Source organism: Thermus sp. H19.2 (assembly GCF_054979525.1).
In genome coordinates this window covers 965768-974993 of the sequence record NZ_CM143429.1, presented here as the reverse complement: position 1 = coordinate 974993, position 9226 = coordinate 965768, and the positions used below count along the sequence as shown (strand labels likewise).

The window sequence follows — 9226 nt, the reverse complement described above, 5'->3', positions numbered from 1 at the left end:
AAAGGAGGCCGTGTATGGAAGAAAGCGCCGTACCCACCTTACCCCGCCTGAACGAACCCGCCCCCGACTTCGTGGCCAAGACCACCCTGGGGGACCTGAGGCTTTCCGACCTAAGGGGCAAGTGGGTGGTCCTCTTCAGCCACCCCGCCGACTTCACCCCGGTGTGCTCCACAGAGTTTTTGGCCTTCGCCGAACGGCAGAAGGAGTTCGAAGCCCTGGGGGTCCAGCTGGTGGGCCTTTCCATCGACTCCATCCACGCCCACCTGGCCTGGGTCAAGGACCTGGAGGAGATGTCGGGCATCCCCATCACCTTCCCCGTCATCGCCGACCTGGACATGAAGGTCTCTAAGCTCTACGGCATGATCCACCCCGCCGCCAGCGAAACCGCGGCGGTGCGGGCGGTGTTCATCATCGACCCTCAGGGGATCCTGCGGGGCATGCTCTACTACCCCTTGACCACGGGCCGCAACATCGATGAGATCCTCCGCTTCCTCCAGGCCCTGCAGTTCACCGACCGCACCGGCCTCAACACCCCCGCCAACTGGCGGCCCGGGGAGCCGGGCATCGTCAAGCCCCCCGCCACCCTCCCCGAGCTGAAGGCCGACGAGGCCAAGAAGGGGGAGTACACCGAGTACCGCCGCTGGTACCTCCGCCTCCAGAAGGCCGAGTAGAACCCAAGGCCAAGGACCCCCTGGGCTTCCCCAGGGGGTCTTCCCTTCACGCCCCCCTGGCCAGGGCCCCAGCAGGGCTTCCCCCCAGCCCCGGTTCGGGCATCCCATGCTGCGAAACCAAAGTGCGGGCGCCTAGTCAAAGAAATCAAAGAGCTCCAGAAAGCCCTTTTTCTTCTTGTAGGGCTTCCCCTCCTTGCGGTGGTAGGCCTCCCGCTCCTCCTCGTAAAGGCGCTCCACCTCGCGGGCCTCGGCCAAAAGCTTCTCCAGCTCCCCCTTATCCAGCCAAACCCCTCCGCACTGGGGGCAGACGTCTATAAGAACCCCGCGCCGCTCCACCTCCCGCATGCCCACCCCGCAGTTGGGGCAAAGGAGGAGGGGCATCTACTCCTCCCTCCGGCCGAAGAGGCCCAGGAGGCTGGCGTAGTAGAGGATGGTGGCCAGGGAGCTGGCCAGGGCCGCCACGTAGGTGAGGGCCGCCCAGGTGAGCACCTGCCGGGCCGGGCCCATCTCCTCCCGGCCTAGGAAGCCCATGCGCCGCAGGAACTCCAGGGCCCTCCTGGAGGCGTCAAACTCCACGGGCAGGGTGATGAGCTGGAAGAGGGCCACGGCCAGGTAGAGGTAAAGGCCGAGCTTCGCCAAGCCCAAAGCCCCGAGGAAGAGGCCCGCCAGCACCAGGATAGGCCCCAGGTTGCTCCCCAGGCTCGCCGCCGGCCAGAGGCTCGCCCGCACCCTAAGCCAGGCGTAGCCCTGGGCGTCCTGCACCGCATGCCCCACCTCGTGGGCGGCCACGGCCAAAGCGGCGAGGCTGGGCGAGGCGTAGTTGGGCTCGGAAAGCCGCACCGCCTTGGCGTGGGGGTCGTAGTGGTCCGTGAGGGCCCCGGGCACGGGCTCCACCCGCACGTGGGTGAGGCCGTGGGCGTCCAGGATGGCCCGCGCCACCTGGGCCCCGGTGAGGCCCCGGCTGTTGGCCACCCGGCTAAAGCGGGCGAAAGTGGCCTGCAACCCTCCCTGGATGATCAGGCTGGCCACGAACACCAGCCCCATGAGCACAAAAGCCAGCATGTCCATCGCTTTCCCTCCTTCCCGGGAAGTAGCAAAACCTCGAGGCCACCCTCACAGGTGGTCTCGCCATGCGCCCTAAGGCGCCCCAGCCGACCGGGGAAACCTCCCGTACTGACGACCGGCTGGCCCCGCTTTCGGGGCGGCTACTCCCCGTAGGCCTTTATACCAGAAAACCTCTCCCCGCACAAGGAGCCCGCAAAATGTGAGGCCGCTTCCTTGCTGTGTTCACGCTCAAGGGTATATTAGGGGCGGAGGTGGCCTATGGCGTACGCCCATCCCGAGGTCTTGGTGAGCACCGAGTGGGTCCAGTCGCACCTGGAGGACCCCAAGGTGCGGGTTCTGGAGGTGGACGAGGACATCCTCCTCTACGACACCGGGCACATCCCGGGGGCCCAGAAGATCGACTGGCAGCGGGACTTCTGGGACCCGGTGGTGCGGGACTTCATCAGCGAGGAGGAGTTCGCCAGGCTGATGGAAAGGCTCGGCATCTCCAACGACACCACCGTGGTCCTCTACGGGGACAAGAACAACTGGTGGGCCGCCTACGCCTTCTGGTTCTTCAAGTACAACGGCCACAAGGACGTGCGCCTCATGAACGGCGGGCGGCAAAAGTGGGTGGAGGAAGGCCGCCCCCTCACCACCGAGGTCCCCTCCTACCCCCCGGGGCGCTACGAGGTTCCCTACCGGGACGAGTCCATACGGGCCTACCGGGACGACGTTTTGGAGCACATCATCAAGGTGAAGGAAGGCAAGGGCGCCCTGGTGGACGTGCGTAGCCCCCAGGAGTACCGCGGGGAGCTCACCCACATGCCCGACTACCCCCAGGAGGGGGCCCTCCGCGCCGGCCACATCCCCGGGGCGAAGAACATCCCCTGGGCCAAGGCGGTGAACCCCGACGGCACCTTCAAAAGCGCCGAGGAGCTCCGGGCCCTCTACGAGCCCCTGGGGATCACCCAAGACAAGGACGTCGTCGTCTACTGCCGCATCGCCGAGCGGTCCAGCCACTCCTGGTTCGTCCTCAAGTACCTCCTGGGCTACCCCCACGTGAAGAACTACGACGGCTCCTGGACGGAGTGGGGCAACCTGGTGGGGGTGCCCATCGCCAAGGGCGAGGAGTAGGGCTACGTCTTCTTCAGCGCCTCTTCCGCCAGCCTCCGGCCCGTGGGGGTGTCCGCCAAGCCCCCCAGGCCGGTTTCCTTGAGCTCCAGGGGGAGGAGGCGGCCGATGCCCGCCATGGCCAGGACCACCTCGTCGGGCGGGATCACGCTCCTTATCCCCGAAAGGGCCATGGAGGCGGCGCTCACCGCGTGGACGGCGTAGAAGCCGTTCCGCATCACGCAGGGCACCTCCACGAACCCCCCCACGGGGTCGCAGACCAGGCCCAGGGTGTTTTGCAAGGCCAAAGCCGCCGCGTGGGCGCAGGCCTCCGGGGTGCCGCCTAAAAGCTCGGTGACGGCCGCCGCGGCCATGGCGGCGCTGGAGCCGATCTCCGCCTGGCAGCCCCCGCTGGCCCCGGCGATGTGGATCACCCGGCCGATCATCTTGGCCACCCCGGCGGCCAAGACCAGGGGCATGAGGAGGCGCTCCTCGGGGATCCCCAGGTGGTCCGCCACGCCCAGAAGGGCCCCGGGAAGCGTCCCCGCGCTTCCCGCCGTGGGGGCGGCCACGATGCGGCCCATGCGGGCGTTCTCCTCGTTCACCGCCATGGCGTAGGCCTGGACGCGCTTAAGGAGGGGGTCCCGCAGGGGATCGGGGGCCTCCCAGAGGGTCTTGGCGTTCTTCCCCACCATCCCCGCCACGCTGGGGGCGTCGGAGGCCAGGCCCCGCCGCACGGAGTCCCGCATCACCGCAAGCCGCTCGGCCATCTTGGAGAGGATGGCCTCAGGGGGGATGCCCGTCTCCTCCACCTCCTCCTTTAGGACGTGCTCCGAGGCCAAGCCCGAAAGCTCGGCCAGGGCGTTCAGGGTCAGGGGCATGCCCTGAGTATAGTCCCTGGTGTAGCTTAAAGGGGATGCGCCTCCTCATCGCCGACGACCACCCCCTGTTCCGCCTGGGCCTGCGGGCGGGCCTCGAGGCCGAAGGCCTCACGGTGGTGGCCGAGGCGGCCACCGGGGAGGAGGCCCTGGAGAAGGCCCTGGCCTTAAGGCCGGAGGCCGTCCTCCTGGACCTGCGCATGCCGGGGCTAGACGGGATCGCCTGCGCCAGGAAACTCCGGGAGGCGGGGTATGGGGGCGTCATCGCCCTCCTCACCACCTACCACGAGCCCGCCCTCCTCCGGGAGGCCGCCAGCGCCGGGGCCGACGCCTTCTTTTCCAAGGAGCTCTCCGCCCCCGAGCTGAAAAGGCGTCTCCTCCGGGTGCTCGCCGGGGAGGAGCGCCTCACCCCCCCGGACCTCCCCCGCCTCACCCCCCGGGAGGAGGCGGTGCTACGGCTCCTGGCCCAGGGGCTTTCCGGCAAGGAGATGGCCAGGGTCTTGGGCCTCTCCCCGGACACGGTGAAAGACTACCTGGAAAGCCTCTACGGGAAACTGGAGGCCCGCAACCGGGTGGAGGCCCTGGAAAAAGCCCGCGCCCTGGGGTTTATCTAATGCCACCCCATGCTGGCTTGCGCCAGCATGGGGGCCCCGGCCCAAAAGGCCTGCAGGGCTTCCGTACCTGGGCTTGGGCGAAGGATTCACGCCAAAGGGGTATAAGCACCCCACCGCGGCTTTCGCTGCGGTGGGGGCCCCAGAAAGCCCTCCCCTATCCCTCCTGGGCGGCCTCCTTGGCCTCCTTGGCCTTCTCCATATCCTGCCCGGTGCGCTTGCGGTCCACCCGGAGCTTCCGGCGGATCTCCCTTTCGGAAAGCTCGCGGATGTAGTAGAGCTTGGACCGGCGGGCCCGGCCCCGCTGCACGATCTCCACCTTCTCGATGAGGGGAGAGTTCATGGGGAAGATGCGCTCCACCCCCACCCCGTAGCTCACCTTGCGCACGGTGAAGCTGGAGTTGTAGCCGTTGCGCTTGATCTTGATGACGATGCCCTCAAAGTTCTGGATGCGGCTCCGGTTGCCTTCCTTCACCCGGTAGGCCACCCGCACGGTGTCCCCGGCGCGGAACTCGGGCAGATCGGCGCGGGCGTAGCGGGATTCCACCACCTTCAAAAGCGCTCCTCGGTTCATGGCGTGCCTCCTCCCCAGAGGAACCCTTAAGGGTTCGTGGGCAACAGCCTCCAGTTTAGCCTTCCCGGTCCAGTTCCGCAAGCCAGGCCGCCTCGAGGGCCCCGATCCGGGCCTCCGAGAGGAGCTCGGGCCTAAAGGCCAGGGTGCGGCGCAAGGCCTCCTGCCGCCGCCACCTCTCCACCTCCTGGTGATGGCCCGAAAGGAGAACCTCGGGCACCCTAAGCCCCCGGAACTCGGGGGGGCGGGTGTAGTGGGGAAAGTCCAGAAGCCCCCGCACGAAGGAGTCCTCCCGGTGGCTCTGGGGGTCGCCGATGACCCCGGGGACGAGGCGGGCGGTGGCCTCGAGGACCGCCAAGGCCGCCACCTCCCCCCCCATGAGCACGTAGTCGCCGATGGAGAGGGTCCGGGTGACGAAGGCCTCCACCCGGGCGTCAAACCCCTCGTAGCGCCCCGAGAGGAGGACCAGGTGCCCCTTCCCCGCCAGGTCCTCCGCCACCTTCTGGGTAAAGGGCTCCCCCGCCGGAGAGAGGAGGATCACCTCGTCCGCCGGGCCCACGGCCTCCAAAGCGGCCACGGCCACGTCGGCCCGGATCACCATCCCCGCCCCCCCGCCGTAGGGGGTGTCGTCCACCACCCGGTGGCGCCCCAGGCCGTAGGCCCGGAGGTCCACCACCTCCACCTCCAGCAGGCCCCGCTTGCGGGCCCTGGCGATGAGGGACTCCTCCAGCCAGGGCCGGACGAGGGCGGGGAAGAGGGTGAGGAGGGTGTAGCGCATCAGTCGAAGAGGCCGGGGATGGGCTCCACGTGGATGGCCCCCTCCTCCACCCGCACGTAGGGGGCCTGGAGGGGCACCAGGCGCTCGGCCCGGTGGCGAAGCCTCTCCCCCACCCCCCGGATCACCAGGACGTCCTGGGCCCCGGTGTCCAGGATGTCCACCACCTCCCCCACCTTCTCGCCCCCCACGTAGACGGGAAGGCCTATGAGGGCGAAGTAGTAGTACTGCCCCTCCTCCAAGGGGGGGAGGTCGGCCACCTCCGCGTAGACGCGGAGCCCCACCAGGGCCTCCGCCAGGGTGCGGTCGGTGACCCCCGCCAGGTGGACCACCAGCTCCTCCCCCACCCGGTAGAGGTCCTCCACCGCCCTAAAGCCGTGGCCCTCCACGTAGACCCGCTCCAGGTGGAGGAGGACCGGCTCCCCCCGGAACTTGAGCCCGCCCTTGAGGGCGAAGGGGGCTCCGAAGCGGCCGATCTCCACCAAGCGCATACCCCTATTCTAAGGCCTGGGGCCCCGGCTCAGCGCACCTCCACCCCCACCTTGCGCTTGGCGTAAGCCCGCACCAGGGTGCGGATGGCCTCGATCACCCGCCCCTGCTTGCCGATGAGGCGGCCCTTGTCCTCGAGGGCCACCTCCACCACGTAAAGGGGCCCCTCCCGGCCGCGCCTCTCCTGGACCCGCACCGCCTCGGGGTGGTCCACCACGCTCTTGGCCAGGTACTCCACCAGGTCCTTCATCCCCTCCATCCTAACCCAAGCCCGGGCGTTGACGCCCCGCCCTCCGCCCCCTACCCTGGGAGGTAATGAAACGGGTCCTCTCCGGCATCCAACCCTCGGGGGAAATCCACATCGGCAACTACCTGGGGGCCATCAAGCAGTGGGTGGAGATCGGGGAAAAGCTGGGGCGGGAAGCCTTCTTCTGCATCGTGGACTACCACGCCCTCACCAACCCCCTCTCCTACGACCCCTCCACCTTGGCCCAGCGCACCTTTGAGGCCGCCTTGGTCAACATGGCGGCGGGGCTTGACCCCGAGCGGGTCACCCTCTTCGTCCAGTCCCACGTGCCCGAGCACACCGAGCTCTCCTGGGTCTTCACCACCCTCACCCCCTTGGGGGACCTCACCCGCATGACCCAGTTCAAGGACAAGGCCAGCAAGCAGGAGACCGTGTGGTCCGGCCTCCTCCTGTACCCCGTGCTCCAGGCGGCGGACATCCTCATCTACAAGGCGGACACCGTCCCCGTGGGGGAGGACCAGGTGCAGCACATCGAGCTCACCCGGGAGATCGCCCGCCGCTTCAACCACCTCTTCGGGGAGACCTTCCCCGAACCCCAGGCCCTCCTCAACCCCGAGGCCCCCCGGGTCCCCGGGATCGACGGCAAGGCCAAGATGAGCAAGTCCTTGGGCAACACCATCGGCCTCCTGGAGCCCGAGGAGAGCATCTGGCAGAAGATCCAGCACCTCCCCGACGACCCCCAGAGGATCCGCCTTTCCGACCCCGGGGACCCCGAGAGGACCATCGTCTTCACCTACCTCTCCTACTTCGCCCCCAAGGAGCTGGTGGAGGCCCTGAAGGAGGAGTACCGGAAGGCGGGGGTGGGCACCCTGGTGGTGAAGCGGGTCCTCTTTGACCACCTCATGGAGGCCCTCCGCCCCATCCGGGAAAGGGCCGAGGCCCTGAAGAAGGACCCCGACTACGTGATGGACGCCCTGCTGGAGGGGGCCCGGCGGGCCAGGGAGGTGGCCAGGGCCACCATGGAAGAGGTGCGGGAGAAGGTGGGGCTTCTCCTGCCCAAGAAGCGCCTGGTCCTGCGGTGATCCACCTAAGCTTCCCCGGCTTCACGGGCTCCCTCGAGGCCCTGCGGGAGGCCCTAAGGCGGGGCCGCCTCTCCCCCAAGGAGGTCCCCGTCCTCCTGGTGGTGGACCAGGCCCTCTCCCAGGTCCCCGAGGACCTGAAGGCGAGAAGCGAACTCCTTCCCGTGCTGGCGGAGCTTCTCCTCTTAAAGCTCGCCCCGGAAAAGGCCCTCTCCCCCAAGGAGGAGGGAGAAGAGGCCCCCCTGGTCCGGGTCCTCCTGGACCTCTCCGAGACCGTGGCCTTCCTCGAGGCCCGCCTCCAGCGCCGGGCCCGCCTCCTCCCCGTGCCCCCGCCCCCCCTGCCCCGGCCCGGCCTCCGCCTTCCCCCCAAGGCCCTCCTCCAGGCGGCCCGCCCCTTCCAGAAGGCGGTGCTCCGCCTGCCCCAAGGAGGCTTCGGCCTAAAGGAGGCCTGGGAGAGGCTAAAGACCCTCCTGAAGGGGCGGGCGGTCTTCCAGAGCCTTCCCTTCACCTGGGCCGAGGGGGCGGTGGCCTTCGCCGCCCTTCTGGAGGCCCACCGCCTGGGCCAGGTGCGCCTTTACCAGGAGGCCCCCTTCGCCCCCCTCTACGTGGAAGCCCCGGGCGAACTCCAGGACCTTGACGCAGGAAGAGACGTGGCCTAGAATGACCCTTGCGTCTGCCGGGGTGGCGGAATTGGTAGACGCGCACGATTCAGGGTCGTGTGCCCGCAAGGGCGTGCGGGTTCAAGTCCCGCCCCCGGCACCAAGGGGCCCCGCGAAGGCGGGGCCTTTTCCGCTTGCCTCCTGGGCCCCAGGGGGGCAAACTGGGCCTAAGGCCCTTCCCGGGCCTGGAGGAAGCCCATGAAGGCCTACCTCGGCCTCTACACCGCCAGGCTGGAGACCCCGGCCAGAAGCCTCAAGGAGAAGCGGGCCCTCATCAAGCCGGTCCTGGAACGGCTCAAGGCCCGCTTTCCCGTCTCCGCCGCCAGGCTTTACGGCCTGGACGCCTGGGGCTACGAGGTGGTGGGCTTTAGCCTCCTGGGCAACGACCCCGCCTGGGTGGAGGAAACCCTGCGGGAGGCCGCCCGCTTCCTGGCGCAAAACGGCAGCTTCCGCGTGGCCCTGGAGGAGTACCGCCTCGAGGCCTTTGAGCTGAACGGCCTCCTTTAGGGCAGGCGGCGAACCCTGAGGCGCTCCCGCTCCAGCACGGCAAAGGCCCCGAGGAGGGAGGCGCCGTGCTCCCGCAAGGCCCAGATCACCCGGGCCGCCTTCTCCATGGGGGCCAGGCCCTCGAGGCGGAGAAGCAAAACCCCGGAGGGCACCAACGCCCGCCTGAAAGCGAGTTCCCCAAAGTCCTTATCGGTGGTGAGGAGGAGGGCGCCCTCCCGCTGGGCCAGGGCCACGACCTCGGGATCCTTCATCCCGGGCCGCTCTTCCGCCACGTAGAACACGGCAAACCCTTCCTCCCGTAACCGAAAGACAATGGGAGCATCCACCCCCTCGTCGGCGAGGAGCTTCACGCGGCCCGATCCGGGTAGAAGTACACCCTCTCCGCCCCCAGAACCTCGGCCGCGTAAAGCAGGGCGGCGCGCAGGCCCTCCGGGGTCAGCCGGGGTAAGGCTTCCAGGATGGCTTCCGGGCTTTCCCCGGCGGCGAGGCGGCGGAGGATCTCCTCCACGGTGATCCGCGTCCCCGCCACCACCGGCTTCCCTCCCATCACCTCGGGGTCTACCACAATGAGGTCCACCACCT

The 9226-nt window shown here is 68.7% G+C and carries 15 protein-coding genes and 1 tRNA gene; 7 read left to right on the top strand and 9 right to left on the bottom strand.

The genetic code is table 11. The annotated features are described in order from the left end of the window. The first annotated feature begins 14 nt into the window (after window positions 1–14). Window positions 15–671: a peroxiredoxin gene (locus ACY5J6_RS05320; RefSeq protein ID WP_054638684.1), complete on the top strand. Its 657-nt coding sequence runs from the start codon at window positions 15–17 to the stop codon at window positions 669–671. A 132-nt stretch (window positions 672–803) separates the two neighbouring features. Here ACY5J6_RS05320 and ACY5J6_RS05315 read toward each other — a convergent pair whose 3' ends face one another. Both ACY5J6_RS05315 and ACY5J6_RS05310 read right to left on the bottom strand, forming a co-directional pair. Next, window positions 804–1052 carry a zf-TFIIB domain-containing protein gene (locus ACY5J6_RS05315; protein ID WP_054638683.1) on the bottom strand — a complete coding sequence of 83 codons (249 nt, stop codon included), beginning with the start codon at window positions 1050–1052 and terminating at the stop codon, window positions 804–806. Further along, on the bottom strand, window positions 1053–1739 hold the full coding sequence (locus tag ACY5J6_RS05310) for a zinc metallopeptidase (protein ID WP_462846326.1): 687 nt from the start codon (window positions 1737–1739) through the stop codon (window positions 1053–1055). 255 nt (window positions 1740–1994) lie between these two features. Here ACY5J6_RS05310 and ACY5J6_RS05305 point away from each other — a divergent pair, with 255 nt between their 5' ends. Continuing rightward, complete coding sequence (locus ACY5J6_RS05305; RefSeq protein WP_462846325.1) at window positions 1995–2852, top strand: sulfurtransferase; 858 nt, start codon at window positions 1995–1997, stop codon at window positions 2850–2852. 2 nt (window positions 2853–2854) lie between these two features. Here ACY5J6_RS05305 and sdaAA read toward each other — a convergent pair whose 3' ends face one another. Then, on the bottom strand, window positions 2855–3709 hold the full coding sequence (gene sdaAA, locus ACY5J6_RS05300) for an L-serine ammonia-lyase, iron-sulfur-dependent, subunit alpha (protein ID WP_462846324.1): 855 nt from the start codon (window positions 3707–3709) through the stop codon (window positions 2855–2857). A 35-nt stretch (window positions 3710–3744) separates the two neighbouring features. Here sdaAA and ACY5J6_RS05295 point away from each other — a divergent pair, with 35 nt between their 5' ends. Continuing rightward, window positions 3745–4320 (top strand): response regulator, encoded by a 576-nt coding sequence (locus ACY5J6_RS05295; RefSeq protein WP_462846323.1) that lies wholly within the window; start codon window positions 3745–3747, stop codon window positions 4318–4320. Window positions 4321–4474: 154 nt separating this feature from the next. On the opposite strand, the gene rplS is transcribed toward ACY5J6_RS05295, so the two are convergent. The 4 genes from rplS to ACY5J6_RS05275 are packed head-to-tail and all read right to left on the bottom strand — an operon-like array spanning window position 4475 to window position 6402. Beyond that, complete coding sequence (gene rplS, locus ACY5J6_RS05290) at window positions 4475–4891, bottom strand: 50S ribosomal protein L19 (protein ID WP_462846322.1); 417 nt, start codon at window positions 4889–4891, stop codon at window positions 4475–4477. Window positions 4892–4946: 55 nt separating this feature from the next. Next, window positions 4947–5666, bottom strand: a complete 720-nt coding sequence (trmD, locus tag ACY5J6_RS05285) for a tRNA (guanosine(37)-N1)-methyltransferase TrmD (protein ID WP_462846321.1) — start codon at window positions 5664–5666, stop codon at window positions 4947–4949. Next, window positions 5666–6154, bottom strand: a complete 489-nt coding sequence (gene rimM / locus ACY5J6_RS05280) for a ribosome maturation factor RimM (RefSeq protein WP_462846320.1) — start codon at window positions 6152–6154, stop codon at window positions 5666–5668. Before rimM ends, trmD begins: the two co-directional genes overlap by 1 nt. 29 nt (window positions 6155–6183) lie before the next feature. Next, window positions 6184–6402 carry a KH domain-containing protein gene (locus ACY5J6_RS05275; RefSeq protein ID WP_054638554.1) on the bottom strand — a complete coding sequence of 73 codons (219 nt, stop codon included), beginning with the start codon at window positions 6400–6402 and terminating at the stop codon, window positions 6184–6186. 65 nt (window positions 6403–6467) lie between these two features. Between ACY5J6_RS05275 and trpS the strand changes: the two genes are divergently transcribed. From trpS to ACY5J6_RS05255, 4 genes are all read left to right on the top strand, one after another. Continuing rightward, complete coding sequence (trpS, locus tag ACY5J6_RS05270; protein WP_462846319.1) at window positions 6468–7481, top strand: tryptophan--tRNA ligase; 1014 nt, start codon at window positions 6468–6470, stop codon at window positions 7479–7481. Then, window positions 7478–8137, top strand: coding sequence for a chromosome segregation protein ScpA (locus ACY5J6_RS05265; RefSeq protein ID WP_462846318.1), 660 nt, complete (start codon window positions 7478–7480; stop codon window positions 8135–8137). Before trpS ends, ACY5J6_RS05265 begins: the two co-directional genes overlap by 4 nt. A 16-nt stretch (window positions 8138–8153) precedes the next feature. Further along, window positions 8154–8240: transfer RNA gene (locus tag ACY5J6_RS05260), tRNA-Leu, on the top strand. Between the two features lie 95 nt (window positions 8241–8335). Further along, on the top strand, window positions 8336–8644 hold the full coding sequence (locus tag ACY5J6_RS05255) for a DUF503 domain-containing protein (protein WP_462846317.1): 309 nt from the start codon (window positions 8336–8338) through the stop codon (window positions 8642–8644). Here ACY5J6_RS05255 and ACY5J6_RS05250 read toward each other — a convergent pair. Then, complete coding sequence (locus ACY5J6_RS05250; RefSeq protein WP_462846316.1) at window positions 8641–8994, bottom strand: DUF5615 family PIN-like protein; 354 nt, start codon at window positions 8992–8994, stop codon at window positions 8641–8643. The genes ACY5J6_RS05255 and ACY5J6_RS05250 overlap by 4 nt on opposite strands. Beyond that, entirely contained in the window at window positions 8991–9224 is a 234-nt protein-coding gene (locus tag ACY5J6_RS05245) for a DUF433 domain-containing protein (RefSeq protein ID WP_462846315.1), read from the bottom strand. Before ACY5J6_RS05245 ends, ACY5J6_RS05250 begins: the two co-directional genes overlap by 4 nt. Between the last annotated feature and the right edge of the window lie 2 nt (window positions 9225–9226).

Bases quoted from the DNA above. Each gene is read 5' to 3' on its own strand.
- ACY5J6_RS05320 (WP_054638684.1), top strand. From the start codon at position 15: ATGGAAGAAAGCGCCGTACCCACCTTACCCCGCCTGAACGAACCCGCC.
- ACY5J6_RS05315 (WP_054638683.1), bottom strand. From the start codon at position 1,052: ATGCCCCTCCTCCTTTGCCCCAACTGCGGGGTGGGCATGCGGGAGGTG.
- ACY5J6_RS05310 (WP_462846326.1), bottom strand. From the start codon at position 1,739: ATGGACATGCTGGCTTTTGTGCTCATGGGGCTGGTGTTCGTGGCCAGC.
- ACY5J6_RS05305 (WP_462846325.1), top strand. From the start codon at position 1,995: ATGGCGTACGCCCATCCCGAGGTCTTGGTGAGCACCGAGTGGGTCCAG.
- sdaAA (WP_462846324.1), bottom strand. From the start codon at position 3,709: ATGCCCCTGACCCTGAACGCCCTGGCCGAGCTTTCGGGCTTGGCCTCG.
- ACY5J6_RS05295 (WP_462846323.1), top strand. From the start codon at position 3,745: ATGCGCCTCCTCATCGCCGACGACCACCCCCTGTTCCGCCTGGGCCTG.
- rplS (WP_462846322.1), bottom strand. From the start codon at position 4,891: ATGAACCGAGGAGCGCTTTTGAAGGTGGTGGAATCCCGCTACGCCCGC.
- trmD (WP_462846321.1), bottom strand. From the start codon at position 5,666: ATGCGCTACACCCTCCTCACCCTCTTCCCCGCCCTCGTCCGGCCCTGG.
- rimM (WP_462846320.1), bottom strand. From the start codon at position 6,154: ATGCGCTTGGTGGAGATCGGCCGCTTCGGAGCCCCCTTCGCCCTCAAG.
- ACY5J6_RS05275 (WP_054638554.1), bottom strand. From the start codon at position 6,402: ATGAAGGACCTGGTGGAGTACCTGGCCAAGAGCGTGGTGGACCACCCC.
- trpS (WP_462846319.1), top strand. From the start codon at position 6,468: ATGAAACGGGTCCTCTCCGGCATCCAACCCTCGGGGGAAATCCACATC.
- ACY5J6_RS05255 (WP_462846317.1), top strand. From the start codon at position 8,336: ATGAAGGCCTACCTCGGCCTCTACACCGCCAGGCTGGAGACCCCGGCC.